The following is a 26712-nucleotide window of genomic DNA, read 5'->3' as shown; positions in this document are numbered from 1 at the left end:
GTTTTTTTCGTGAGCAAACCCACGCTGTTCTTCCTGCAGACTCCGCTGCTGCCAGGCTTTGGCCTGAGCTTCGGCGTCAGTGTGCTGTACCTCTCGCTGGTGATCTTGCTGCCGTTGTCGGCGCTGCTGCTGTACGTCAGCGACATGACTTGGGCGCAGTACTGGTTCGCGATCAGCGATCCGCGTGTGGTGCAGACTTACAAGGTGACCATCTCCGCGGCGTTCTACTCGACCCTGGCGGTGCTGGTGATCGGCCTGCTGCTGGCCTGGATCATCACCCGTTACGATTTCCCCGGCCGACGCATCGTCGATGCGCTGGTCGATCTGCCCTTTGCCCTGCCGACTTCGGTGGCCGGCCTGACACTCGCCGCGCTGCTGGTACCCAACGGCTGGATCGGCCAGTGGCTGGGCTTCAAGGTGGCCTACGCCTACGCCGGTATCGTGGTGGCGATGGTGTTCACCAGCATTCCCTTCGTGGTGCGTACCGTGCAGCCGGTGCTGCAGGATCTCGGCTCGGAATACGAAGAAGCGGCACGTACCCTCGGCGCCAGCCGTTTGCAGATATTCCGCAAGGTGATCCTGCCGACCCTGACCCCAGCGCTGGTCACCGGTGGCTCGCAGGCCTTCGTGCGCAGCCTCGGCGAGTTCGGCGCGGTGATCATGATCGCCGGCAACATTCCCTACCAGACGGAAGTCAGCTCGCTGATGATTTTCGTCCGTCTGCAGGAATTCAATTACCCGGCGGCCGCAGCCATCGCTTCGGTGATTCTGCTCGCGTCGCTGACTCTTCTGTTCCTGCTGCAGGTGGTGCAGGGACGTCTGTTCGCATGGCAACGGCAAGGTCGATGAAAAAGCCCCAAGATTGGCGCCAGTGGGCGCTGGTAATCCTCGGTCTGCTGGTAGTGACGCTGATGTTGCTGGTGCCGCTGGCCTTGATTTTCACCAAGGCGCTGGCCGGTGGCCTGGGCCTGTTGTGGAGCAACCTGGGCGAAGACTTCATGCTCCACGCCATTGGCCTGACCCTGCTGGTAGCGGCGATTACCGTGCCGCTGAACCTGTGCTTCGGCATCTGCCTGGCCTGGTGCGTGACCCACTACGATTTTCGTGGGCGCAAGCTGCTGACCACCCTGATCGACATTCCCTATGCGGTGTCGCCGGTGGTCGCTGGTCTCTGTTACCTGGTGGTCTACGGCCTGGAGAGCTTCGTCGGGCGCTGGTTCTACGATAACGGCATGCAACTGATGTTCGCCTGGCCGGGCATCGTCATGGTTACGGTGTTCGTCACCGCGCCTTACGTGGCGCGTATCCTGATTCCAGTGATGCAGGCCCAGGGCCAGGACGAGGAAACCGCCGCCATGTGCCTGGGCGCCAGCGGCTGGCAGATCTTCCGGCGCATCAGCTTGCCGAAGATCAAGTGGGCGCTGCTGTATGGCGTGGTGGTGACCAACGCCCGTGCGGTCGGTGAGTTCGGCGCGGTGTCGGTGGTGTCCGGCACCATCATCAACCAGACCCTGACCTTGCCGCTGCTGGTTGATCAGCTCAACAACGACTACAAGCCCGCGGCAGCCTTCACCGCAGCAGGTCTGCTGGCCTGCATGGCGCTGCTCACGTTGTTCCTCAAGACCTTCATGGAATGGCGTCAGCGCCGCCTGATGCAGCGCGCCGAGGCGTAGGGCGGACTCAGGAGCGAAGCGAACAGTCCGCCGTCGGCACCACGACGCTCCATTGGAATCCCAGCGGCGTACTGCTTCGCGAGTACGCCCTACAGCTTCACTCCGCTACCTGCACCTGATTGCGCCCGCTGTGCTTGGCGGCGTATAGCGCCCTGTCGGCGCGTTCGCGCAACTGATCGGCATCGCTGTGTAAGTCGGTGCCGGCGATGCCCGCGCTGAGGGTGCAGGAAAACTCCCCGCCATCGGCGATGAAGTGCAGTTCGGCGAAGCGTTGGCGAATCTCGTCGACGATCAGTTTGGCCTGCTGCGGCGTGCAATCCGGTAGCACGGCGAGAAACTCCTCCCCACCATAACGACCCAGGCTGTCGACACGGCGCAGGCGCTGGCGCAGCAGGTTGGCCAACGCGCGGATGACGTTGTCCCCTGCGGCGTGGCCGTGTTCGTCGTTGACCCGCTTGAAGTGGTCGATGTCGAGCATCACCACGCTGGCGCGGTCACCACTGCGCAGGGCGCGCTCCAGCTCGATGGCCACCTGCTCCTTGATGTCGCCGTGCTTGAGCAGGCCGGTGAGGCTGTCACGCGCCAGGGCATCGGAGAGCAGGCGCGCACGCTGAGCGCGGGAGAATACGGTGGCGACCAGTGCGTTGTCGGAGATCGGCTTGCTGACGAAGTCGTCACCAGCCTTGATCAGGGCGTTCATCTGCTTGCCGAAATCGGTTTCGGCCGACAGGTAGATGATCGGGATGCGCAGCCAGTCGTCGTTGCAACGGATGATCTGCGCCAGTTCGGGGCCGGTGCAGTCCGGCATGTTGACGTCGAGCAGGATCACCTCGGGGTTGAAGTCGCGCAGGTGATTGAAGATCTGCGCCGGATCGTGCAACACCTCCACCAGCATGCCGGCGTCACGCAGCACCAGGCTGTAGCGGCTGGCCAGATCCTGGTCGTCGTCGGCGATCAGCACCCGGTAGGGTTCGCCGCTCTGCTGGGTGAAGCAGCGTTCCAGGCGGCTTTCCAGTTGCGGAATGTCCACCGGCTTGCTGAACAGGCCCATGGCACCGGCGCGCACGGCTTGCAACTGGGTGGCGAAGTCGTCCTGCTGGTCGGTCAGCACCAGTAGCGGCAGAGGCTCCTCCAGACGCGCGCGCAGCTGGTTGGCGTATTCCAGGCCGCAGCTGGCTTCATCGGGTAGCTTGGCGTCGATGATCAGAGCATCCGGCAGGCGCTGCTGCAGGGCCGCGTCGAGCCCGGCGATGGAGTTGAAGTGCTCGGCGTGGTAGCCGAAGTTGTTCAGGGTCTGGCGCATGTTCTCGCCGACCGCGGCTTCGCCTTCGAGGATGTAGATATGGCGGCTGCCATCCTCGTTGCGCGGCTGCTTGGGTTTGCGATCGCTGGGCTCCTGCGGGGCGCTGGCGATTGCCGGTTGTTCGCCCAGCTCCTGCAGGGCGCTGATGAATTCGTTGAGGTTCTGGTGCTGGCGCAGCAGGCGCTCCAGGCAGCGCTCGGCCTGTTGTTCCAGCTCGCGGGCTTGCTGGCCGAGCTGGGCGAAACCGAAGGTGCCGGCGCTGCCCGCCAGCCTGTGCAACTGATCCCGCAGGTTCTGCAGCAGGCGCTCGCGTTCGCTTTCATCCACTTCCAGCAATTGTTTGGCTTGCTGCGCTAGCTGCGGCAGCTCCTGGCGCAGGCGTTCGCTGAATTGCAGGCCAAGCTGTTGCAGATGCTGTTGCAGGGCGTGAGGAACCTTATCCATGACGCTCGCTCCAGATCTGTCGCACCTGGCTGGCGAGCTGCATGGGGTCGAAGGGCTTGATGATCACATCGCGTGCGCCCAGGCTGCGGTAGTGAGCGACTTCGCTGGGCTGCACCTTGGCGGTCATGAAGGCCACTGGCGTCCGTTCGAGGTCGACCAGCTGGCGCAGCAGCTCCAGTGTCCTGGGGCCATCCATGCCGGGCATCATCACGTCCAGCAGGATGAAGTCGGGGGCGAAGCCCTGCACCTGGTCGAGGGCTTCCTGGCCACTGCCACAACTGAGCACCTGAAAACCACCGACGGCTTCCAGCGCGACCTTGGCCACGGCCTGGATCGATGGGTCGTCCTCGACGTGAAGGATGCGTTTGAGTTCAGTCATGAACCGTTTCCCCGACGGGGGTCTGCTGCTTGCAGTGTGGTTCAGGTGTGGCGGTTCCGGCCAGCGCCGTTACGATTTTCATGAGCCGGGCTCGCTGTCGCGCGGCAGCTCGAACCAGAAGGTCGCGCCCTGGCCCGGCACCGAATTGAAGCCGATACGTCCACCCATGCGTTCGATGATTTCCTTGCAGATCGCCAGGCCCAGGCCGGTGCCGCCCTTGTGCCGGGTGTCGCCGGAGTCGGCCTGGGAGAACTTGGCGAAGATGCGCGAGTGAAACGCCGCCGGAATCCCCGGCCCCTGGTCGCTGACGCTGGTACGCAGGTATTGCCCTGCATTGCCCAGGTGCACTTCGACCGTAGTCCCGGCCGGGGCGAACTTGGCGGCGTTGGACAGCAGGTTGGCCAGCACCTGGGCCAGGCGCTGGGCATCGACGCGTACGGGCGCATCGTCCTCCACCTGCAGATTCAGGCGCACCTGGTGTTGATCGGCGTAGGGCTGGTTATGCAGCACGGCCTGTTCCAGCAGCGGTTTTAGCGGCAGCGTCTGCAGGTCGAAGCGCATCTTGCCGGCCACCAGCTTTTCCATGTCCAGCAGGTCGTTGATCAGCTCGCTCAGGCGCTGGCTGTTGGCCTGGGCGATGCTCAGCATCTGGCGCATGGCCTGCGGGACTTCGCCGAGCGCGCCACCGTTGATCAGGCCGAGCGAGCCGGCGATGGCGGTCAGTGGCGTGCGCAGTTCGTGACTGACGGTGGAGACGAACTCGTTCTTCATCTGCTCGATACGCTTGCGCTCGGCGATGTCGCGGATCACCGCGATGAAGCGCGCCTGGCCCTGGTGGCTGATTTGCGATACCGCCAGCTCCAGGGCGAAGCGTTCACCGTTGTGGCGCAGGCCCTCCAGCTCGCGCGGCTGGCCCAGGGCCCAGGTGCGTGGCGAGCCGTGATCGGCGGATGGCGGTATCAAACGGGTGATGTTCTGGCCGGCGATATCGGCCTGGCGATAGCCGAAGATGCGCTCGGCGGCGTGGTTGAAGGTTTCGATCTGGCCGGTTTCGTCGAGGGTGACGATGGCGTCGATGACGTTGTCGAGCAGGGTGCTCAGGTAGTGTTCGTGCTCGCGTATCGCCCGTTCGGCGGCGACCCGGTCGCTGAAGTCCTGGATCTGCGCGACCAGATGCACGGGCCGGCCTTCGCCATCGCGTACCACGGCTGTGCTGAGCAGAACCCAGAGCACCTGGCCGTGTTTGTCGAGATAGCGCTTTTCCATCTGGTAGGCACTGATCCGCCCAGCCAGCAGGTCGTCGACATTGCGCAGGTCTGCGTCGAGGTCGTCGGGGTGGGTGATGCGCTGGAAGTCCAGGGCCAGCAGTTCTTCGCGGCTGTAGTCGAGCATGCGGCACAACTCGTCGTTGACCTCCAGCCAGCGCCCGTCGATGGCCACCAGGGCCATGCCCTGTGGGGCGGTGGCGAAGGCGCTGCTGAACATGTGCTGGCTCAGGCGCAGTTCGTCCTCCATCACCTTGCGTTCGCTGATGTCCCAGATGAAGCCGTCGATCCATACCAGGCGGCCCTGCGAGTCGTACTCGCCGCGGCCTTTCTCGCGCACCCAGACACTGTGACCGTCGGCATGGCGTAATCGGTAGGTCAGCTCGAGCACCTCATGTCGGGCGATGCTGTCGTTGGCCCGGTAGGTGATGGGCAGGTCGTCCGGGTGCACGATGCTGGAGAAGCTGCGCACGCGGTTGTCGATGAAGTCCGTGGGTGGGTAACCGGTGAGGCTGAGAATTTCGTCGCTGATGTAACGCATGCTCCAACTGCTGTCGTTGGAGCAGCGATAGACCACGCCAGGCAGGTTGGCGACCAGGCCGCGGAAGCGGCTCTCGCTCTGCTGCAGGGCACGTGTGGCCTGCTGCAGGGCGCTGATGTCGCTAGCGATGCCGAGAAAGCCGGTGATCTGGCCGTTGGCATCGAAGATGGCGTTGGTGGTGAGGTTGACCAGGCGTTGGCTGCCGTCCTTGTGCAGGTAAGTCCACTGGCGGGTTTCCGGTTCGCCGCCACGGATATTGTGGTTGAACACCTCGACACCTTCGACCGGCCGGCCGGCGAGGCGAGTGAGTTCACTGGCGCGCGCTGCGATCTCGCTTGGCAGGTGGAAACAGACTGGCGTGCGCAGGCCCACGACTTCCTCGCTGCGATAGCCCAGCAGGCGTTCGGCGCCGGAGTTGAACAGGGTGATCAGGCCCTCCGGGTCAGTGGCGACGATCGATACACCGATGGCCGAATCCAGCAGCGTCTGCAGGAAGGCGCGCGCGTCGATCACGGCGTCCTCGCGCCTACGTGCCTCGCTGATATCGGTATGGGTGCCATACATCAGCAACGGACGGCCCAGCTCGTCACGGCTGGAAAGACGCCCGCGCACCTGTATCCACAGCCAGCGACCGTCGCGGTGGCGCATGCGGATCTGGCTGTCGTAGGACGCCACTTCACCGGCGAAATGCCGACGCAGCAGCTGTTCGCTGGGCAGGCGATCATCGGGGTGGCAGAGGCGTTTCCAGGTCTCCACGGTGGTCGGCTGCAACTCGTCGAGACGGTAACCGAGCATCTGCGCCCAGCGCTCGTTGAATACCGTCGCGCCACTTTGCACGTTCCATTCCCAGGTGCCGACGTCGGTACCTTCGATGATGCTGGCCAGGCGTTCGAGCAGCGTCTGGCGCGCCTGTTCCTGCTGGTCGCGCTCGAGGATCGCGCTAACCCAGCGAGCGAACAGGCGGAGGAATTCGCGCTCGTTTTCATCGAATGGGCGCTCGCGCATCTGCTGGTCGCAAAAAGCCAGGGTGCCGACACGCCGGCCGCCGACCCAGATGGCGATGCCGATATAGCTTTCCAGGGCGAAGCGCTGGTAGCAGGGGTGTTCGCGATAGGGCGAGGTGGTCATTCGCTCGATGCTGAGGACATCGTCCTGCACGAAGGCCAGGCTGCAATAGGTCTCGCCCAGGTTGAACAGTTGACCGTCCTGCAGTTCACCGTTGGGCGAGACCTGTACCAGTACGCGGTAGTTGTCGTCATCGATCAGGCCGATCACGCCGAGCGGTAACTCGAAATAATCCGCGCCCATGCGCAATGCTTCGCGCAATTGCTCGCGACTGCTCAGGTTCGGCAAGGCTGCGATTTCATTGAGCGCATGCAAGGCGCTCTGCTGGCGTTGCATCAGCCGTTGGGTGCTGCGTCGGGTGGCGCGTAGCAGAATCAGCAGCAGGGTTTCGGCGCCGCACCAGGCCAGCAGCCATTTGCCCACCAGCCAGCGCTTGTCGTGCACATGCACGGCATACAGCTCGCTGATGTCCCGCCAGGTCAGTGCCGTGGCCGTCGGGCGCGAGTCGGCACTCGCCAGTACCAACTGGCTCAACAGGTAATGGCGGCCGTCATCTTCCAGCAGGCGCTGGGTGCCGCCTTGCTCGGGCTCGGGCAGTTCGCCTGCGTTCAGCCAGCGTTGCGCCTGAGGGCGGGACTGGCTGATCAGGCGCCAGCCGTGATCCTCAGTGGCGGTATCTTTGGCGTCCTGCGCTGTACTCGCCAGCACGGCGATACCACTGCCGAGATCCTGGTCGAGCTGTGGCAGGTCATCGAGCATGTTCATCGTCACGCCGATGGCGCCGACCGAGCGCAGGCCGGATTGGTCGTCGACCTGCAAGGGGGCGATGGCGTGCATGTCGATGCTGTCGTGATTCTGGGTCAACCCTGCTTGGCTGCGGTTGCTGCGCAGGGTTTCCATGACCAGGGGGCTCACGGTGCTTGGTGTATCGGCGAAATGCTGGGGCTGATGAACGCGCAGCAATACCTGTGCATCGCCTGCCAGGTGCACGTAAAGGCGAAAGGGGCGATGTGTCTGCAGATTGCGCCAGCGCGGCGCCAGACGCGTATAGAGCTGATTGCGGATGCTGGCCAGAGCGCTCTGGTCGCCTGTCGGCAGAGCTTGGGCCTGGCGCACCAGCTCCGCAACCCAGGCATCGGCGGCGATGGCTTCTGCGAGCAGTTGAGCACGTTCACGCAGGCCATGCTGGAAGCTCTGCAAGGCCAGGCGCTGGGCCTCCGCCTGCTTGTTCATCTGCAACTGCCAGAGCGCTTCGCGCTCATGCAACGCCTGGCATCCGAGCAGGGCGAAGAAGATCGCCAGACACAGACTGCCGCCGATCACGATCCAGCGGATTGGGATCGGCCGTGGCACGCTGTTCAATGCGGCCGCACTCCGACCATTTCGGCGATACGGTGCTGGCGCTGCGGCTCTTGAGCCTCGGCGCAGGTCAACGCCTCACGGTGGGTAATACCGGATGGCAGGGCGGAGCAGGCGCCGACCAGTTCGCGTAGCGGGGTTGGCGCGCGCATGTTCAGCCCCTCGTATTGTCCTGGCTATCCGGTGATTTGCCCACGCTGCCGCTGGCAGATGCAGCCCCTGATACGGGCTGTGGGCGGCCGAAGTGGTAGCCCTGGCCGTAGTCACAACCGAGGTCGCGGAGGAAATCGGCCTGCTCGATCTGTTCGATGCCTTCGGCGAGTATCTTCAGATCCAGGCTGTGGCCCAGGGCGATCACGGCACGGGCGATGGCGGCGTCTTCGGGATCATTGGGCAGGCCACGGACGAAGCTCTGATCGAGTTTCAACTTGTCCACCGGCAGGCGTTTCAAGCGGGCCAGCGAGCTGTAGCCGGTGCCGAAGTCGTCGATGGCCAGGCGTACGCCCAGGGCGCGCAGGCGGGTCAGCAGCAACTGGGCGGCGGCAGGATCCTCCATCACCGCGCTTTCGGTGACCTCCAGCTCCAGCTGGGAGGGCTTCAGGCCTGTATCGGCCAGCACCTGGGCGACTTTCAGGTCGAGTTCACCGCGGCTGAACAGGCGGCTGGAAATATTCACCGCGACGAATCGCAGCGAGCTGCCCTGGGCATTCCAGCGCACCATCTGGCGGCATGCCTGCTCCAGCACCCAACTGTCGATGGCGCCGATCATGCCGTTGTCTTCGGCGATGGGGATGAACTCGGCCGGAGGCACCAGGCCGCGCTGCGGATGCTGCCAGCGCACCAAGGCCTCCATTCCCACCTGGCTGCCATCTTGCAGGTCGTGCAATGGCTGGTAGAAAACGCGCAGCTCGTGGTTGTCGAGGGCGTGGCGCAGGCTGCTGGCCAGCTCCACGCGTTGTCTGGCGTAGTCGGTCAGTTCCTGGACGTAAAAGGCGTACCCCTCGCGGCCGCTGCTCTTGGCCTTGAATAGAGCCGAGTCGGCATTGCGCAGTACCTGCTCGACGCTGTCGGCATCCTCGGGAAACAGGCTGATGCCGATGCTGGCACCGATGTACAGCTCGTGCCCATCCAGACGAAAGGGCGACTCCAGGCAGCGCAGCAGGCGCTGCGCCAGTTCGGCCGCTTGTGGAGCTTCGGCGCAGTTCTCGCAGAGCAGGCCGAATTCGTCACCACCGAGGCGCGCCAGGGTGCTGCCGTTGGGCACATCCTGCTGCAGGCGCTCGCCCACCTCCTTGAGCAACAGGTCGCCGACGTTGTGGCCCAGGCTTTCGTTGATGTGCTTGAAGTGGTCGAGGTCGATCAACAGCACTGCGCCACGCAGTTGTTCGCCTGGGCTGCGCTCCAGGGCATGCGCGATCCGTTCGGTGAACAGCAGGCGGTTGGGCAGGTTGCTCAGCGGGTCGTGGTGAGCCAGGTAGTCCAGCTCGCGTTGCGAACGCTTGAGGGCCGTGATGTCGGAAAATACCGCGACGTAATGGCTGACGCGCCCCTGCTCGTCGTGGATGGCGCGGATGCACTGCCACTGCGGATAGATCTCCCCGCTCTTGCGCCGGTTCCACACTTCGCCGCTCCAGGCGCCGCGGTTCTGCAGGGCGTGCCACAGGCTTTGGTAGAAGGCGGTATCGTGACGGCCTGACTTGAGCAGGTTGGGGTGTTGGCCAAGGATCTCTTCGGCACTGTAGCCGGTGATACGGCTGAACGCCGGGTTGACGTGGACGATGCGCTGCTGCGGATCGGTGACCAGCACGCCTTCCTGGGTCGCATCGAACACCGCCGCCGCCTGGCGCAGGCTGTCATCGTTGGCGCGTTGCTGGGTGATGTCGCTGGCGATGCCGAGGAATCGCTGTGGCTGGTTCATCTCGTCGCGCAGCAGGCGGCCGCGTGAGTGAATCCAGCGGTAACTGCCATCGGCGTGGCGCAGGCGGTAGATGTTCTCGTAGTGATCGGCGTTCGCATCGGCGCCGAGTGCCTGCAAGGCACGCTCACGATCCTCCGGATGCAGGCGTTCGGCCCAGTCTTCACGGGTATTGCCCAGCGCCTGAGGCGTGAGGCCGAGCAGCGCGGCATAGCCTTCGGAGAAAAACACCCGACGCTGCGATACGTCCCAGTCCCACAGACCGTCGTGAGTAGCGTCCAGCGCCAGGCGCAAGCGCTCCTCGTTGCCGGCCAGTTGCAGCCGGGCACGGCGGTACTGCTGGGCATGCCGACGCAGCACCAGATACAGCAGGGCGGCGGTGAGGGTGACGAAGAACAACCCCTTGAGCGATTGCAGGCGCTCCTGATGCGCCACGGACAGGCCGAGCGCCGTCAGCAGATGGTCGCTGAGCAGAATCCACAGCCCGGCAAGCAGCAGGTAGCCCAGGGTCAGACGCAGGGCGGCGGTGTCGATACGCATGGGCGGGCAATTACGCTCCCTGTGATTGCTGGGCAGTATAGATGGGACAAGGCTGAAACATTCTTATCTAAAAGACCAACTGGTTTTCTGCTATGGGTCAGGGATAATGATTCAAGGTTCGTCCTTGTAGGACAAGCCGCGTTTCCCTTTCAAGAGGCAACAGCGTCCATGTGGTACAACGGTTTACTCGACCTTTCGGTCTGGCAGCTGGTGGCTGCGACTTTGCTGATGACGCACGTGACCATTGTAAGTGTCACCGTCTATTTGCACCGCTACTCCGCGCACCGTGCACTGGAACTGCACCCCGTGCTCAAGCATTTCTTCCGTTTCTGGCTGTGGTTGAGCACAGGCCAGAACACACGCGAATGGACCGCGATTCACCGTAAACATCACGCCAAGTGCGAGACTGTCGACGATCCACACAGCCCTGTGATCAAGGGCCTGGGCACTGTGCTGCGCAAAGGTGCCGAACTCTATCAGGAAGAGGCCAAGAACCAGGAAACCCTGCGTATCTATGGCAAGAACTGCCCGGACGACTGGGTCGAGCGCAATGTCTACAGCCGTTTCCCCATCGGTGGTGTGACGCTTATGGCGGTGATCGACCTGTTGCTGTTCGGTGTGGCCGGCATCACCGTCTGGGCGATCCAGATGATGTGGATTCCGGTGTGGGCCGCGGGCGTGATCAACGGCCTGGGTCATGCCGTCGGCTACCGCAACTTCGAATGCCGCGATGCCGCTACCAACCTGGTGCCTTGGGGCATCCTGATTGGCGGTGAAGAACTGCACAACAACCACCACACCTATCCGAACTCGGCCAAGCTGTCGGTGAAGAAGTGGGAGTTCGACATGGGCTGGGCCTGGATCAAGCTGTTCAGCTTCCTCGGGCTGGCCAAGGTGCAGCGTGTTGCGCCTATCGCCCACCGCGTCGAAGGCAAGGGGCATCTGGACATGGACACCGCCATGGCCATCCTCAACAACCGTTTCCAGATCATGGCGCAGTACCGCAAGCTGGTCATCGCACCGCTGGTCAAACAGGAAGTGGCCAAGGCCGACGCGTCCGTTCGTCACCTTTTCCATCGCGCCAAGCGTTTGCTGTCGCGTGAACCGAGCCTGTTGGAAGAGCAGCATCACGCGCGTATTGCCGACATGCTGGCGCAGAGTCAGGCCCTGAAAGTGATCTACGAGAAGCGCCTGGCGCTGCAGCAGATCTGGGTCAAGACCAGCAGCAATGGGCATGACATGCTCGAAGCTATGAAGCAGTGGGTGCATGAGGCCGAGGCCAGCGGTATCCAGTCGCTGCGCGAGTTCGCCGAGCAACTGAAGACTTACTCGCTACGTCCTGCCAACGCTACCGCCTGATCGCCTCACGCGATAACCGAAGGCCCGCCGAACTGGCGGGCCTTTCTATTTGTCCAATTGCTCGCACTATGCTCAATAGATATTGATTGCGAGGGATTGGATGGCTGTTGTGATGGATGATCAAGGCAACGCTGTCTCCGAGTTGGAAGAACTGACCTTGGCCCTGCTGCACAGCCGAGCCGAGGTGGAGCGCCTGGGTGAGCGTGAGCAGTTGTTCAGTAGCCTGCTCGGCAGCGTCAACGCCGTGCTTTGGGCGTTCGACTGGCGCGAGCAGCGCATGATCTACGTCAGTCCTGCCTACGAACGTATTTTCGGACGCTCTGCTGCACTGCTCCTGGCCGACTATGGCGAGTGGCGCAACAGCATTTATCCGGACGATGTCGAGTACGCCGCCCAGAGCCTGGCCAAGGTGCTGGAGACTGGTGCGGTGGAGTCGCGGGAGTACCGTATTATCCGGGCCGATGGCCAACTGCGCTGGCTTAGCGACAAGTGCTTCGTCAGCCCGTTGCCTGGTGTGGACAAGGGCAACGTGATCGTCGGCATCGCTGAAGACATCACCGAGAAGAAGCGCTTGGAAGGTGAGCTGCATCGTCTGGCCACCACCGATGTGCTGACTGAGAGCAGCAATCGCCGGCATTTCTTCGAATGCGCCCGGCGCGAGTTCGAACATGCTCGCCAATTCGGCAGCCCGATGGCCTTCCTGCTGCTCGACCTGGACGACTTCAAGAAGATCAACGATCAGTACGGTCATCAGATTGGTGACCAGGTGCTGCAGCGCCTGGCCCACTGCGGTGCCACCACCTTGCGCCGGGGTGATCTCTTCGGTCGTATCGGTGGCGAGGAATTCGCTGCGTTGTTCCCAGGCTGTGAGCCGGACGTCGCGCTGCAGGTGGCCGAGCGGCTACAGCGCGAGGTACAGCGGCTGGTGTTTCAGCACGAGGGTACGAATTTCGGCATTACCGTCAGCCAGGGCCTGACCAGCTTGCTTGCGACCGACGCCACTCTCGACGCGCTCTATGCGCGCGCCGACGCTGCCATGTATGCGGCCAAGCGGCAGGGCAAGAATCAGATCGTGGTCGGTTGATTGGCGGGTTTCCGCCGTTTTAATGCATTCGATAGGCAACAAATTGCCTATCGAATGGCTGTCATCAGGGTGTCACTGCGCTGACTGGAAAGTGTAACTTCCCGCGGCAGCGGCTCTTGCCCATTGCTGCGTCCGTTCTGGCACGCAAACTGCTCTAGCACTCGCTATTCAAAGCTGGCCAATGGATGCTGGCGCACAATAACAACGATGCGAGTGCCGACTATGACCCAACCTGCCCGTCTCCTCTTGCCCCTCTGTCCGGGCTTCCCGTTGTTATCTCTTTTCTGATTTTCGTTCGCCTCTGGCGCGGCAACCTTCTGCCGTGAGGTCGTGCGCCTGGGCGTTCACCCCATTCGTCTCCGAGCCTGCCTCTTCGTGCCGAAGTCAGTGCTAGGAGTCGATGCGTCACCTTAAACACACTGGAGAGAAACATAATGAGAAAGACCTCCCTGGCACTGGCCGTAGCCGCCAGCACCCTGGGCCTGAGCCAAGTCGCCTTCGCCGATTTCATCGGTGACAGCAAGGCCAACCTCACCCTGCGCAATTTCTACTTCGACAACGACGTTAAGAACACGACCGACAACAACGGTGCTGCTCGTGAATGGGGTCAGGGCTTCATTTTCAACTACACCTCCGGTTTTACCGAGGGTACTGTGGGTTTCGGTGTTGACGCTGTTGGCATGCTGGGCGTGCGCCTGGACGGCGGTGGTCGTAACAACAAGGACGGCCGTGATCGTACCCCGGGCGCTCTGTTCCCGCTGGAAAGCGATGGCAGCGCAGTTGACGATTTCAGCAAAGGCGGTCTGACCGGCAAGGTTCGTTTCTCCAAGACCGAAGCTCGCATCGGCACTCTGATGCCGAAACTGCCGATCCTGACGTCTAACGACGGGCGCCTGCTGCCGCAGATGTTCGAAGGCGGCATGATCACTTCCAACGAAATCGACAACCTGACTCTGACTGCTGGCCAGATCGAGCACGCCGTTGGCCGTGCCTCGAGCAACAGCACCAGTCTGTCGATCGATGGCCGCAGCGTTGGCCAGGCTGACTCCAACAAGTTCTACTTCGGTGGTGGTGACTGGAAGATCAACAAGGATCTGACCGCACAGTACTACTACGCCAATCTGGAAGACTTCTACAAGCAGCACTTCGCTGGACTGGGCCACAACCTGGCTCTGGGTGAGGGCAGCCTGAAGACCGATCTGCGCTACTTCCGTACCACTTCCGATGGCAAGAACGGCAGTGCTGCCGGTCGCGCCGCAGGCTACACCGCCAACACCACCTTTGGTGACGGCACCGGTGAGGTCGACAACAACACCTGGAGCGCCGCGTTCACTTACAGCCTGCGCGGCCATGCCCTGATGCTGGGTTATCAGCGTGTTTCCGAGGACAGCAACTTCGTTCAACTGAACCAGGGTGGTGTCGAAGGTTCTGCTGGCGCCAGCGTCTACCTGCTGACCGACCGCCTGAACCACAACTTCACTCGTGCCGGTGAGCGTACGACTTTCGGTCAGTACAGCTATGACTTCGCCAGCCTCGGCGTACCGGGCCTGAAAGCGTCGGTTGCTTACCTGAAGGGCACCAACATTCAGCGTGCCAATGGCGAGCAGAACAAAGAGTGGGAGCGTGACATCGCGCTGGATTACGTGTTCCAAGAAGGCGCCCTGAAGGGCCTGGGTCTGGGCTGGCGCAATGGTGTGCTGCGTGGCAACGCCGCCACCGATGCCGATCAGAACCGCTTGATCGTCAGCTACACCATTCCGCTGCTGTAATCAGGTCTGCGCGAGAGCGTTAGGTTCTTGCGACTCCCTGAGCAAAAATGCCCGCATCCATTGGATGCGGGCATTTTTTATGTGTGTCACTCAGCGATCGTTGCGATCTCGCTGGTGCTTGCCGAAGCCGCCAGGATGGCACTGGCCAGTGCCATGTCATCGGCGTCCTGTAACTGCGGATTGTCGCTGCGCAGTTTTTGCAGTGCGGCCTCCAGGTGTGGGCCGCGAATTTCGCCAGCGCTGGCGACGAAGCTGCTCGCGTCCTCTTCGGCCGCGGCGACCAGCTTGCGATCCTTGAAGGTCAGATAGGTTGAGGCGGTGGTGGCGCCGGAGGAGAGAATGTCGCGCAGCATGCCATCGGCTGCTGCGGTCTGGGCGATCAGGCAGGCACTGAAAGCCAGTGCGGCGCGGCTCGTTACACGCATGATGAAACTCCTGTGGGGTGGTTCCTAACCTAGGAGTGACAGATGCCGCTTGTGGTTCCTTGCAGGCGATGGCCGGTTGCCAGGCAGGTCAGTTTCTGGCCCTGCTGGTGCGATGCTGATGTCGCCACCAGAGCAGCGCCGAGAGCAGCGCCAGCGTACCGAACAGCAGGAATTGCCAGGCCCAGGGCAGTTCCGGGAAGAGGTAGGTCAGCGCGCCGACGACAACTGCTACCAGACCGATCCAGAGCAGGTAGCCGCCAGCGCCGAACACTTCGAGAATCAGCAGCAAGGTGGCGAGAGCTACCCAGTCCCAGAACGACAGGTGTTGAAGATAGGTGATCATGAGAAAGTGCTGAGACCTGTTCCAGGGGTATGGCTCACCCGTCCGCCTGTGTGCATTGCATAGACTCCATTGCCAGATCAATGAATCTAAGCACAGCCGCTAGCGATCTGCCGCCGACCCCTTCGCAAGGTGGGCAAATGCCATGCAATTGGTGAGGGCTTGATCATGTTCGAACGCTTGCTGCTACCGCTGCTGTTCGTTGCTCTGGCGTTGGTTGGGCAGCGCGCCTTGGCCAGTGAGCTACAGGAGGCATTGCAGCGCACAGCGCCGCAACTGGATGGCCGGGTGTTGCAAGCTGCGTTGCAGGCGTTGCATTGCGCCGAACACGATACGCCGAACAAGGCCAATCGCCTGGCAGTCATCGACTATTCGCGGCCTTCGCTGGAGAGGCGGATGTGGGTGTTCGATCTGAGCCAGCGGAGTTTGCTGCAGCGCGAGTTCGTCGCGCATGGCCGGGAGTCCGGCGAGCTCTTCGCCGAGCGCTTCTCCAACCTGCCAGGCAGCCATCAGTCGAGTCTCGGGCTGTTTCGTGGTGCCGAGAGTTATCGTGGCCGACATGGCCACTCACTGCGCCTGGATGGGCTGGAAGCAGGGCTCAATGACCAGGCACGTGCCCGGGCACTGGTGATCCATGGCGCTGACTATGTGGCGCCGGATTGGGTGCAGAAGTACGGGCGTATGGGGCGCAGCCTCGGCTGTCCGGCCGTGCAGCAGGAGGTGATCCGGCTGGTGGTGGATCAGCTCGAGGATGGCCAGTACCTGTTCGCCTGGCATCCGCAACTGGCCGAGGATCGCTATCGCAGTTGCGCGACGCTCAGCGCTGCTCGCTCTGGGGAGTGACGCGCAGCACTTCCTCGATGGTGGTCAACCCGGCGGCGACCTTCTGTGCACCGGACAGGCGCAGGCTGCGCATGCCGTCCTTGAAGGCAGCGCGGCGTAGCGCCGTGAGATCGGTGTCGGCGGTGATCAGCGGTTTGATCGTGTCGTTGAGCAGCATGATCTCGTAGACGCCGGCGCGGCCGCGGTAGCCGGTTTCGCGGCATTCCAGGCAGCCGACGGCGTGGTGTGCCTGAGTTGGCAGGGGGGAGCTCCAGGGCCGGGTCAGGCCGTTCCAGGTGTCTTCGTCCAGTTGCACCGGTGCCTTGCAGTGCGGGCACAGGGTGCGCACCAGGCGCTGGGCCATGACGCCGAGGAGAGTGGCCTTGAGCAGGTAATGCGGCACGCCCAGTTCGAGCAGGCGGGTGATGGCGCTGGGCGCGTCGTTGGTGTGCAGGGTGGACAGCACCAGGTGGCCGGTCAGCGCCGCCTGGATGGCCATTTCGGCCGTCTCCAGGTCGCGGATCTCGCCGACCATGATGATGTCCGGATCCTGGCGCATCAGCGCACGTACGCCGCTGGCGAAGTTCAGGTCGATGTTGTGCTGCACCTGCATTTGGTTGAAGGCGCCTTCGATCATCTCGATCGGGTCTTCGATGGTGCAGACGTTCACTTCCGGCGTGGCCAGTTGTTTGAGCGTGGTGTAGAGCGTGGTGGTCTTGCCTGAACCGGTGGGGCCGGTCACCAGGATGATGCCGTTGGGCTGGCTGGTCATGCTGGCCCAGCGACGCAGATCTTCCGGTGAGAAACCGAGCTGATCCGGGCTTTTCAGCAGCACCTCGGGGTCGAAGATACGCATCACCATCTTCTCGCCAAAGGCGGTGGGCAGAGTGGACAGGCGCAGCTCTACCTCGTTGCCGTCAGGCGTCTTGGTCTTGACCCGGCCGTCCTGTGGTTTGCGTTTCTCGGCAATGTTCATGCGGCCGAGGTTTTTCAGGCGGCTGACCACCGCCATGGTTACCTGCGCAGGGAACTGGTAGACGGTGTGCAGCACGCCGTCGATGCGAAAACGCACCGTGCCCTGCTCGCGGCGTGGCTCGATATGGATATCGCTGGCACGTTGCTGGAAGGCGTACTGGAACAGCCAATCGACGATGTTGACGATGTGCGCGTCGTTGGCGTCCGGCTCCTGATCCTGTGCGCCCAGGCTGAGCAATTGCTCGAAGTTGCCGACGCCGCTGATCTTCTGATCCGTGGCATTGGCGCCGCTGACCGAGCGGGCCAGGCGATAGAACTCGGTGGTGAAGCGCTGGATATCGCTGGGGTTTGCCACCACGCGCTTGATCGGGCGCTTGAGTACGTGCACCAGGTTTGCTTCCCAGCTGTGCACCAGCGGTTGGCTGCTGGCGATGGTGACGCTTTCACTGTCGACCGCCACGGCGAGGATCTTGTGGCGTTGAGCGAAGGCGTAGGACATCAGCGGGGTGATGGCCGGCACGTCGATTTTCAACGGGTCGATGCGCAGATAGGGCTGGCCGGAGAAGTCGGCTAGCCAGACGGTGAGCGTTTCCAGGTCGAGCTTCTTGCCTGGTCGTTTCCGGTCGTCCACTTGCTGCGCGGCGAGAAACTCCAGCGGGTGCTGGGTGTTGTTCAGCGAGCTGCGGCGAATCGCCAGGCACTGCTCGGCCACATCCTGCTCGACCCGACCCTGGGCGACCAGCTCGCGCAACAGATCGCCGAGATCCAATACACGGTCTGGGGCGGTGGCAGCAAAAGCGGACATGCGGGTTCCTCGGTTGAACATCCTGGTCAAGCATAGCTTCAGGCGGTGTTGCCGCGCGCCCGGCAAACCTCATCAGCCACTAGGATGCCCGAAAAGCATGACCGGGGCGAAGGCTGCGGCGTGATCTGCTAGCCAGTGCGCAGGGCTATCTGTTCCAGGTTGTGATCGAGGTGGCGCCAGTCCACCTGCCACACGCAAACCAGGCCGCGCAGTTTCTCGGCCAGCAGCGCGGCGCGGTGCAACGACAAGCCGCTCAGTTGCAGCACGACCTGCAGGTCGTTGTCCTGGCGTTCCACCTGCAAGTGTTGAGGCAGCAGTTGCAGTTGAGCGAACAGTCCGAGCAGCCGACACAGCACATCGGCATCGGCCTCGGTGCGTAGATGATATTCCACGCTCTGCTCGGGACGATCCTGCCAGGGATCGCGACGGGCGTGGGCTGCTGGAAGAGGCGTGGCGTTGGGCATGCTGGCATCTCGCGGAGGATTTGCTCCAGTTTCATCCTTCGTGAGGCAAAAGTTCTGCCTTGTTTTCTGTGTATTTACACTGTTTGTGGATAGTCTTGCCTTGTTAAATGCCTTTGAGGGATTTTTTATGTCCGTCGTTCTCGATGCCTACGATCAACGCATTCTGGCGCTGCTGCAGGAGGATGCAGGGCTGTCCACCAATGAAATCGCCGAACGGGTCGGGTTGTCGCAGTCGCCGTGCTGGCGACGCATCCAGCGCCTCAAGGAGGAGGGCGTCATTCGCCGTCAGGTGACCTTGCTCGACCGCAAGAAGGTTGGCTTGCACACGCAGGTGTTCGCCCAGGTCAAACTCAATGCCCATGGGCGTTCCAATCTCACCGAGTTTGCCGAGGCCATGCGCGAATTCCCGGAGGTGTTGGAGTGCCATGTGCTGATGGGCTCGGTGGACTTCATGCTGCGCATCGTCACCCGTGATATCGAGGCCTACGAGCGTTTCTTCTTCGAGAAGCTGTCGCTGGTGCCAGGTATCCAGGAGGTCAACTCGATCGTCGCGTTGTCGGAGATCAAGTCCACCACCAGCTTGCCGCTGACTTAGAGCCTGTTCAAAGTCTCGCGAGCTAGAGCCAGGCAATACCGATGGCGGCCCCGCGAATCGAGCGAAGAACGCTCGGAGTCGCGTTCGACTTTACGAGCTGTAAATGAGCATTCTGACCGGGCTGGCGTTCCAGCTTGATTTCAACGCTGTATGGCCGACGCGCAGCAGCCTTTGAACAGGCTCTTAGAGCGGATCGACATCGGCGCGCTTGATGGGCGCGCTTTCCACGCCACGCCTGGGCGTTGGCGGGGTGAGGCCCATGGAGACGTAGATGCTGGTCAGTTGATCGACGCCCATTTCCGCCGGGCGTATCCATTCCTGCGGTACGTAGAGCAGGCCGCCACCGATTGGAATGGGCGCGGTTGGTACCAGAACTGCGCAATAGGGGCGTCCTTCCAGCTCCACCGTTTCCGAGCTGGGGCGTAGGGCGAGTACCGCCACGCCGTCACCGCCGAAGAAGCACCAGACCGGTGCCATGGTGGTGATATCCGGGTTCTTGCTCCTGTCCAGCAGGCCGACGAAGCGGTCGGCCAGGTTATAGAAGTTGCCGATCAATGGCGTGCGGCGCAGGGTGCGGTCGAACAGCCAGGAAAGCGGTCGGCGCAGCCCCAGTTGTACGGCCAGGCCAAGTGGATAGAGGCTGGCCAGCAATACCAGGCTGCCGAGCAGGTAGGCCAGGTAGCTGTTGCTGGAAAACGGCTGGCCGAGGGCGGCAAAGAGTTGGCCGATCAGCGTCGAGGGGCCGACCAGTCGATTGAGCAGGCTGAATATCCAGGCCAGCAGGGCCAGGGTGAGCGCCAGAGGGAGCAGGGATAACAGGCCGGTCAGCCAGGTGGCGACGATGGATTTCAGGCTGCTTCTGATCATGCATCCGGGTTCCTAACAAATTCCTAGTGGGGGACTTTACGTCAAGCAGAACGACTCTGCGCAATCATCCGCCCCGGATGCGTCTGGATAATGGCAACAGCGCTTTTCCCGGACGAAAAAAAGCCCGGCGCTATGGCCGGGCGGAGGAGGTACACAGAGGTACCGAAGTAGCAGTCTGTCTGCCTTACATGCCCAGGAACTCGGGCAGGCCCAGCGAGATGAACGGCACGTAGGTGACCAGTATCAGGAAGCCCAGCATCACCAGCAGCCACGGCGACACGGCGCGTACTACGCGCGTCAGTGGCATTCCCGTAACCGCTGAGGTGACGAACAGGTTGAGGCCGGTTGGCGGGGTGATCAGGCCGATTTCCATGTTCACCACCATGATGATGCCCAGGTGGATCGGGTCGATGCCCAACTGCATGGCGATCGGGAACAGGATCGGCGCCAGGATCAGGATGATCGCCGACGGCTCCATGAAGGTACCGGCGACCAGCAGGACGATGTTCACCACGATCAGGAATTCTATGGGCGAAAAGCCCTGATCGACGACCCAGGCAGTGATCGATTGCGGGATCTGCTCGGTGGTCAGCACGTGGGCGAAGAGCATGGCGTTGGCGATGATGAACATCAGCACCACGCTCAGCTTGCCAGCCTCGACGATCACCTTCGGGCACTGACGGAAGGTCATGTCTTTGTGGATGAAGATCGCCACGAATGCCGCATACACGGCCGCCATGGCCGCCGCTTCGGTCGGGGTGAACATGCCGGAGTAGATACCGCCGAGGATGATCACGATCAGCAGCAGACCCCAGATCGCACGACGACCGGTGCGCACCACTTCAGCGAACGACGCACGCGGCAGCGAAGGCATGTCCTTGATGTGGGCGATGATGTAGATGGTCACCATCAGGAACACGCCCAGCAGCAGGCCTGGAACCACACCGGCCATGAACAGCTTGCCAACCGAGGTTTCGGTGGCAGTGGCGTACACCACCATGACGATGGACGGCGGGATCAGGATGCCCAGGGTACCGGCGTTACAGACGATACCGGCGGCGAAATCCTGCTTGTAGCCGGAGCGCACCATACCGGCGATGACGATGGAGCCTACGGCTGCCACGGTAGCTGGCGAGGAGCCGCACAGCGCCGCGAACAGCATGCACGCGAGGATCGCGGAGATGGCCAGGCCGCCCTTGATGTGACCGACGCAGGCGTTGGCGAAATCGATCAGGCGGTGGGCCACGCCACCGGTGGTCATGAAGGCACCCGCCAGCAGGAAGAACGGGATCGCCATCAGGGTGTAGTGTTCGCTGGTTTCGAACAGCTTGATGGCCAGCGAACGCACGGAGTCGTTACTGAACATCAGGATGGTCATGGCCCCGGACAGACCCAGGGAAATCGCCACCGGAATGCCGATGAACATCAGCGCGAACAGGGCGACGAACAGGAAAGCGATGGTCATCGTTTGATCTCCTCGGCCTTAGTTTCTTCGGCGAGCTTGATGGCGTCTTCGGCTTCGCCGTGGCCGCCCAGGCCCAGTTGTTCGTTACGCAGGATGCGCACGAAAACCTGAAGGAAACGCAGGAACATGAGGGTGAAACCGATGGGGACGATCATCACGATCTGCCATTGGCTGACGCCGAAGCGGTCGAGGTCTTCCGCACCGGTGCCTATGCGATAGAGCACGGCGACCCACTGCTCGCTGGAGTAGGCCATCAGTACGCAGTAGGCCAGGCAAATGCCGACGGCGAACAGCGCAACCATCTTCTGCATCGGTTTGGAGAAGTTGCGTACCAGCATATCGACGCCAATGTGGGCGCCAATACGCACGCCCCAGGCCAGGCCGATGAAGATCAGCCAGCCGAACATGGCTTTGGTCAGGGCGATGCTCCAGGTCATTTCCTGGGAGATGAAAAGGATGCCGTCACCGATGGCGAACAGGGCGCCCTCAGCGAAGGGGAATGAATCGGCGAGCGAATAAAACACCGCATAGAGGTTGTTGACCAACACATAGGTGAAGGTCACCAGGGTCATGCCTGCGAGCAGGAATGCGACCAGGATTTCCTCTAGCTGGTTCCAGACACGTTCGACGGCGTGCATAGGAAGTTCTCCGTCAGTCGGGCGGGCGACGAATGGGGCAAGAATAGGGCGCGGGACGCTCTGGCGGCGTCCCGCGCGGGGGCACAGCTATCAGTTGGTTTCGTTGGCGCGCTCGGCGGCCTTGATCAGGTCGGCACCGATCTCACCCTCGAACTTCTTCCAGACAGGACGCATGGCATCGCGCCACTCGTTACGCTGCTCCGGGGTCAGGGTGACGATTTCGGTGGTACCGGCTTCCAGAATGCGCTTCTTGTCGTTCTGGTTCAGGCTTTCGGCCTGCTTGTTCACTTCGACGGAAACCTCGGCGAGGATGGCTTCCAGCTCGGTGCGAATGTCAGCCGGCAGGCCGTTCCAGAACTTGGTGTTGGTGATCACCATGTAGTCCAGTACGCCGTGGTCGGACTCGGTGATGAACTTCTGCACTTCGTGCATCTTCTGGCTGTAGATGTTCGAGTACGGGTTTTCCGCACCGTTGACCACGCCAGTCTGCAGACCTTGGTAAACCTCAGCGAAGCTCATCTTGCGCGGCGCAGCACGCAGGGCCTTGAACTGCTCATCCAGTACGGCGGAAGCCTGTACGCGGAATTTCAGGCCGCGAGCGTCTTTCGGCTCGACCAGTTTCTTGTTGGCCGACAGTTGCTTCATGCCGTTGTGCCAGTAACCCAGGCCGGTGATGCCCTTGTCTTCCATGGATTTGAGCAGTGCCTGACCTTCCGGGCTCTGCTGGAAGCGGTCGACGGCATGGATATCGTTGAACAGGAAGGGCAGGTCGAAGATCTGGATTTGCTTGGTGTAATGCTCGAACTTGGCCAGCGAAGGCGCGATGAGCTGTACGTCACCCAGCAGCAGGGCTTCCATTTCCTTGCCGTCGCCGAACAGGGAGGAGTTCGGGTAGACCTGTACGGTCACTTTGCCAGGCAGGCGCTCGTCTACCAGTTTCTTGAATAGCACGGCACCCTGACCTTTCGGCGTGTGCTCGGCGACTACGTGGGAGAACTTGATGACGATCGGGTCGGCGGCCTGTGCCAGGCCGGCGATGCTCAGGGACAGGGCGCACGCCAGCGCCTTGGCAGTCAGTTTGAACATGCGGTTGCTTCCTCTTGTTGTGGTTTTGGCAGGGCGCCGAGGGCGCCACTTACGAACGAACAAGAGCAAGTCTAGGCGTCCAACGGGAGAGCGTCGGGATGCCTGTCGCGCGGCCTGGACTTGTACTTGTAAGGTTCGCTTGCGCAGGAGCTAGAGCAACCGATGTGCCAGGCTGGCTTGAAGGCCCGAAAAAAGTGCTTGAGCCCCTATGAAAAGGGGCTCTACCGATAGGTGCGCTTAATCAGGACGCGGCGCTGAAAATCGATGATATGGCGGTTTCTCGCCAATCAATCGAAGTCCTCTGGCGAGCTTCCGCCAGCGCCGGAGAAATTCAGGCCGTGCTTGCGCAGCTTGTCGTGCAGGGTCTTGCGTGGCAGGCCCAATGCTTCGGCCAGGCTGCGCAGCGAGCCATGCGGGCGGCTCAATTCACCCGCGATCAGGGCGCGCTCGAAAGCCTCGACCTGTTCGCTGAGGCCGCCACTGACTGGCGGCAGGTTGGGCGCGTTGCTGTCCAGTGCCAGTTCCAGGCCGAGGGCGAAACGTTCGGCGGCGTTCTGCAGTTCGCGCACGTTACCGGGCCAGGGATGGCGCAGTAGCAAGGCGCGTTGACCCGGCTGCAGCTCGCGCACGGATAACCCATGGCGGGTAGCAGCGCTTTCGCTGAAGTGCTGGAACAGCAGCAGGGCATCTTCGCCGCGCTCGCGCAGTGGCGGGATGCTCAGCGGTGCGACGTTCAGGCGGTAGTAGAGGTCGGCGCGGAAGCGGCCGGCATCGGCGGCCTGGCGCAGATCTTCCTTGGTCGCGGCGATGACGCGGATATCCAGGGGAATGAGCTGATTTCCGCCGAGCCGCTCGACCACGCGTTCCTGCAGCAGGCGCAGCAGCTTGACCTGCACGTCCATGCTCATGCTCTCGATCTCGTCGAGGAACAGGGTGCCGCCGTTGGCGAACTCGAACTTGCCGATGCGACGCTTCTGCGCGCCGGTGAAGGCGCCGGCCTCGTGACCGAACAGCTCGCTCTCGACCACCGATTCGGCGAGGGCGCCGGCATTGATGGCGACGAAGGGGCCGTCGCGGCGAGTTGAGAGATCATGCAGGGCGCGCGCGACCACTTCCTTGCCGGCGCCGGTTTCACCGAGGATCAGTACGTCAGTGGCGATGCCGGCGAGTGCGCCGATCTGTTCGCGCAAGCGCTGCATTGCCGGCGATTGGCCGACCAGGCGCCCAGCCAGCTGCTGGCGGTCGGTAAGGGCCAGGCGCAGGCTGCGGTTATCCAGCACCAGGCGGCGGCGGTCGAGCGCGCGGCGTACGCTGCCCAGCAGGGCGTCGTTGGCGAAGGGTTTCTCCAGGAAATCATAGGCACCTGCGCGCATCGCCTGCACGGCCAGGGGCACATCGCCGTGGCCGGTGATCAGCAGCACTGGCAACTCAGGGTCGCGCTCGTGCAGTTGGTTCAGCAGTTCCAGGCCATCGATACCGGGCATGCGGATGTCGCTGACCACCACGCCTGGCCAACTGGCGGGAATGCGTTTGGCCAGGCCCTGGGCATCGCCCAGGCTGAGCACCTTGAGCCCGGCCAGGTCGAGTGTCTGGCTGAGCGCCTGGCGCAGGTGGGCATCGTCGTCGATCAGCAGAACCTGGATACGGCTGTCGATGGCGCTGTCGCTGGTCATGGCGAGGGATCCTCTGGGGGTTGCAGGTTGACGCCGGGGCTAGCCAGGCGCAGGCGTAGGGTGATCAGTGCGCCACCGCTCGGATGATTGGCCAGCAGCAGCTCGCCGCCGAGCGCGCGCATCAGGCTCTCGCAGATGGCCAGGCCCAGACCCAGGCCCTGGGCGCTGGTCTTGGTGGTGAAGAAGGGTTCGCGTGCACGCGCCAGGGACTCTGCAGAAAAGCCCGAGCCATTGTCGCGCAGCAGCAGGTCAAGGTGCTCGGCCTCAGCCTGCACGCTGATCCAGATACGCCGTGGCGGCGCTTTGTCGACCAGAGCATCGAGGGCATTGCCGAGCAGATTGCCGAGCACCTGGCGCAGGCGGGTTTCGCCGGCCTGAACCCAGAGCGTGGCGTCCGGCAGGTCGCGGATCAGCTCCACGTCCATGGCGCGGCGGCGCTTGGCTAGCAGGGCGAGGGCATCGTCCAGTGCCGGTTGCAGGGCGACGCGCTCGGGGGCGTGGCGGTCGCGGCGAGCGAAGGCGCGCAGGTGCGCAATGATCGAGGCCATGCGCTCGGTCAGTTCGCGGATCAGCTTGAGGTTGGCGCGAGCGTCATCGTTGCGTTCGTGATCGAGCAGCGTGCTGGCGTTCTCGGCATAGCTGCGGATGGCCGCCAGGGGCTGATTGAGCTCGTGGCTGATGCTGGCGCTCATGGTGCCGAGGGCCGATAGTTTGCCGGCCTGTACCAGTTCGTCCTGAGCGCGCACCAACTCCTGTTGCGCCTGTTCGCGCTCCAGCACTTCCTCCTTGAGGCGACTGTTGAGCAGCTCAAGGTCGTGGGTACGCTCGGTGACGCGCTGCTCCAGTTCGGCCTTGGCACGGCTGTCGAGAGCAATGCGTTCGAGGTAATGGCGGCGGCGCTGCATCAGCAGGCCCAGGAGCAGAAGCAAGACCAGCAAGGCGGCGGCACCGACGGCGACGGCGGTGCGCACCGGGCGATCGATGAGGATGCGTGGGGCGAGAATGCTCACCGTCCAACCGGTTTCTTCCAGAGCGCGGCTCTGCGTCAGCCAGGCGCTGGCAGAGAGGTCGAGCTTGGGCGGCGCTTGTGTCGGGTAGGGTTGATTGGCCGCAATGGCGGCGCGCTCGGCCGCGTCCAGCGGGCGACTGGCATGGAAACGCCAGTCAGGGCGAGAGGTGATGATCACGACCCCATTGGTATCGGTGACCAGCAACTGCTCTGGTGTATTGCCCCACAGTGTTTCGGTGTGATCGAGGTCGACCTTGACCACCAGCGCGCCGATGTTCTGGTCATTCTCGCGAACCGGATAGGCGAAGTAGTAGCCCCGTTTGCCGGACGTGGTGCCCAGGCCAAAGAAGCGGCCCAGGCGGCCAGCCAGTGCTTCGCGAAAGTAGGGACGGAAGGCGAAGTTACCGGCGACGAAACTATCCGGTTTATCCCAGTTGGAGGCGGCCAGGGTCAGTCCCTGGGGATTCATCAGGTAGATGACATCGGCCCCGGTCTGCTCGCGCACGCGGGTCAGCAACTGGTTGGCGCGCTCGACCATGGCGCTGTCGTCGGGGGCGTACAGTGCTGCGCGCAGGCCCGGCAGGTCGCCGAGAATCTGTGGCAGTACCTCATAGCGGCGCAATGTGCCGAGCAGGTTGGCGACATACAGATCGAGCGTTTGACGGTTCTGCTCAAGCAGCACGTCGCGGTAGTAGCGCTCGGCGAGGAAGTGTACGGGCCATAACAGCGGGGCCAGCAGCATGGCCAGCAAAAGCAGGCTGCGCCAGCGGGGGCGTCGCGGGGTGGCTGGGGTCGTACTCATGGAAAACTGCACCGGGATGATCGGAACATTATGCACATTCCTTCAGCCGG

General features: G+C 62.7%; 22 protein-coding genes. 7 read left to right on the top strand and 15 right to left on the bottom strand.

All coding sequences use genetic code 11. The features are described from left to right. The first annotated feature begins 9 nt into the window (after positions 1-9). Positions 10-849 carry a sulfate ABC transporter permease subunit CysT gene (cysT, locus tag HS968_RS24265; protein ID WP_106738293.1) on the top strand — a complete coding sequence of 280 codons (840 nt, stop codon included), beginning with the start codon at positions 10-12 and terminating at the stop codon, positions 847-849. Then, positions 846-1673 carry a sulfate ABC transporter permease subunit CysW gene (cysW, locus tag HS968_RS24260; RefSeq protein WP_182369030.1) on the top strand — a complete coding sequence of 276 codons (828 nt, stop codon included), beginning with the start codon at positions 846-848 and terminating at the stop codon, positions 1671-1673. Before cysT ends, cysW begins: the two co-directional genes overlap by 4 nt. Positions 1674-1770: 97 nt before the next feature. On the opposite strand, the gene HS968_RS24255 is transcribed toward cysW, so the two are convergent. The 5 genes from HS968_RS24255 to dibA form a co-directional block, all read right to left on the bottom strand. After that, positions 1771-3420, bottom strand: coding sequence for a diguanylate cyclase domain-containing protein (locus tag HS968_RS24255; RefSeq protein WP_182369028.1), 1650 nt, complete (start codon positions 3418-3420; stop codon positions 1771-1773). Then, positions 3413-3799 carry a response regulator gene (locus HS968_RS24250; protein ID WP_119694073.1) on the bottom strand — a complete coding sequence of 129 codons (387 nt, stop codon included), beginning with the start codon at positions 3797-3799 and terminating at the stop codon, positions 3413-3415. Before HS968_RS24250 ends, HS968_RS24255 begins: the two co-directional genes overlap by 8 nt. 78 nt (positions 3800-3877) lie before the next feature. Next, positions 3878-8032, bottom strand: a complete 4155-nt coding sequence (locus HS968_RS24245; protein WP_182369027.1) for a PAS domain S-box protein — start codon at positions 8030-8032, stop codon at positions 3878-3880. Further along, positions 8029-8181 carry a hypothetical protein gene (locus tag HS968_RS24240; RefSeq protein ID WP_182369025.1) on the bottom strand — a complete coding sequence of 51 codons (153 nt, stop codon included), beginning with the start codon at positions 8179-8181 and terminating at the stop codon, positions 8029-8031. The genes HS968_RS24245 and HS968_RS24240 overlap by 4 nt, the downstream gene beginning before the upstream one ends. A 2-nt stretch (positions 8182-8183) precedes the next feature. Next, the gene (gene dibA / locus HS968_RS24235; RefSeq protein ID WP_182369023.1) at positions 8184-10484 is read right to left on the bottom strand and encodes a phosphodiesterase DibA; all 2301 of its coding nucleotides are present in this window, start codon (positions 10482-10484) and stop codon (positions 8184-8186) included. Between the two features lie 168 nt (positions 10485-10652). On the opposite strand from dibA, the gene desA reads away from it, so the two are divergent. The 3 genes from desA to HS968_RS24220 all read left to right on the top strand — a co-directional run bounded on the left by desA (position 10653) and on the right by HS968_RS24220 (position 14696). Continuing rightward, a complete protein-coding gene (gene desA / locus HS968_RS24230; protein WP_182369022.1) occupies positions 10653-11843 on the top strand; it encodes a delta-9 fatty acid desaturase DesA in 1191 nt (396 codons plus the stop codon). A gap of 112 nt (positions 11844-11955) precedes the next feature. Next, a complete protein-coding gene (locus HS968_RS24225) occupies positions 11956-12927 on the top strand; it encodes a GGDEF domain-containing protein (RefSeq protein WP_182371679.1) in 972 nt (323 codons plus the stop codon). Between the two features lie 434 nt (positions 12928-13361). Next, positions 13362-14696, top strand: a complete 1335-nt coding sequence (locus HS968_RS24220) for an OprD family porin (protein WP_182369021.1) — start codon at positions 13362-13364, stop codon at positions 14694-14696. A gap of 86 nt (positions 14697-14782) precedes the next feature. Here the strand turns inward: HS968_RS24220 and HS968_RS24215 are convergent, their stop codons facing one another. Together HS968_RS24215 and HS968_RS24210 are read right to left on the bottom strand one after the other, a co-directional pair. Continuing rightward, a complete protein-coding gene (locus tag HS968_RS24215) occupies positions 14783-15121 on the bottom strand; it encodes a DUF2388 domain-containing protein (RefSeq protein WP_182369020.1) in 339 nt (112 codons plus the stop codon). 88 nt (positions 15122-15209) lie between these two features. Beyond that, positions 15210-15464 carry an NfeD family protein gene (locus tag HS968_RS24210; protein WP_182369019.1) on the bottom strand — a complete coding sequence of 85 codons (255 nt, stop codon included), beginning with the start codon at positions 15462-15464 and terminating at the stop codon, positions 15210-15212. 165 nt (positions 15465-15629) lie between these two features. On the opposite strand from HS968_RS24210, the gene HS968_RS24205 reads away from it, so the two are divergent. Further along, positions 15630-16304, top strand: coding sequence for a murein L,D-transpeptidase catalytic domain family protein (locus tag HS968_RS24205; protein WP_182369018.1), 675 nt, complete (start codon positions 15630-15632; stop codon positions 16302-16304). Here the strand turns inward: HS968_RS24205 and HS968_RS24200 are convergent. Both HS968_RS24200 and HS968_RS24195 read right to left on the bottom strand, forming a co-directional pair. After that, positions 16279-18063: a GspE/PulE family protein gene (locus HS968_RS24200; protein WP_119694081.1), complete on the bottom strand. Its 1785-nt coding sequence runs from the start codon at positions 18061-18063 to the stop codon at positions 16279-16281. The two genes, HS968_RS24205 and HS968_RS24200, sit on opposite strands and share 26 nt — an antisense overlap. Positions 18064-18191: 128 nt before the next feature. After that, positions 18192-18527 (bottom strand): hypothetical protein, encoded by a 336-nt coding sequence (locus HS968_RS24195; protein WP_182369017.1) that lies wholly within the window; start codon positions 18525-18527, stop codon positions 18192-18194. Between the two features lie 127 nt (positions 18528-18654). Between HS968_RS24195 and HS968_RS24190 the strand changes: the two genes are divergently transcribed. Next, positions 18655-19122: an Lrp/AsnC family transcriptional regulator gene (locus HS968_RS24190; protein WP_119694083.1), complete on the top strand. Its 468-nt coding sequence runs from the start codon at positions 18655-18657 to the stop codon at positions 19120-19122. Between the two features lie 183 nt (positions 19123-19305). Here HS968_RS24190 and HS968_RS24185 read toward each other — a convergent pair whose 3' ends face one another. The 6 genes from HS968_RS24185 to HS968_RS24160 all read right to left on the bottom strand — a co-directional run bounded on the left by HS968_RS24185 (position 19306) and on the right by HS968_RS24160 (position 26662). Next, entirely contained in the window at positions 19306-19989 is a 684-nt protein-coding gene (locus HS968_RS24185) for a DUF502 domain-containing protein (RefSeq protein WP_179622946.1), read from the bottom strand. A 184-nt stretch (positions 19990-20173) separates the two neighbouring features. Continuing rightward, positions 20174-21454, bottom strand: coding sequence for a TRAP transporter large permease (locus HS968_RS24180; RefSeq protein WP_179622945.1), 1281 nt, complete (start codon positions 21452-21454; stop codon positions 20174-20176). Beyond that, a complete protein-coding gene (locus HS968_RS24175) occupies positions 21451-22092 on the bottom strand; it encodes a TRAP transporter small permease (protein ID WP_179622944.1) in 642 nt (213 codons plus the stop codon). Before HS968_RS24175 ends, HS968_RS24180 begins: the two co-directional genes overlap by 4 nt. A gap of 90 nt (positions 22093-22182) precedes the next feature. Beyond that, positions 22183-23178: a C4-dicarboxylate TRAP substrate-binding protein DctP gene (gene dctP / locus HS968_RS24170; RefSeq protein WP_106738311.1), complete on the bottom strand. Its 996-nt coding sequence runs from the start codon at positions 23176-23178 to the stop codon at positions 22183-22185. Between the two features lie 287 nt (positions 23179-23465). Beyond that, positions 23466-24851: a sigma-54-dependent transcriptional regulator gene (locus tag HS968_RS24165; RefSeq protein WP_182369016.1), complete on the bottom strand. Its 1386-nt coding sequence runs from the start codon at positions 24849-24851 to the stop codon at positions 23466-23468. After that, on the bottom strand, positions 24848-26662 hold the full coding sequence (locus HS968_RS24160) for a sensor histidine kinase (RefSeq protein WP_182369015.1): 1815 nt from the start codon (positions 26660-26662) through the stop codon (positions 24848-24850). Before HS968_RS24160 ends, HS968_RS24165 begins: the two co-directional genes overlap by 4 nt. Positions 26663-26712: the final 50 nt, after the last annotated feature.

Source organism: Pseudomonas berkeleyensis (assembly GCF_014109765.1).
GTDB classification, from domain to species: domain Bacteria; phylum Pseudomonadota; class Gammaproteobacteria; order Pseudomonadales; family Pseudomonadaceae; genus Aquipseudomonas; species Aquipseudomonas berkeleyensis.
Note: the sequence above shows the minus strand (reverse complement) of the source record. Positions and strands in the feature narration are given on the sequence as shown.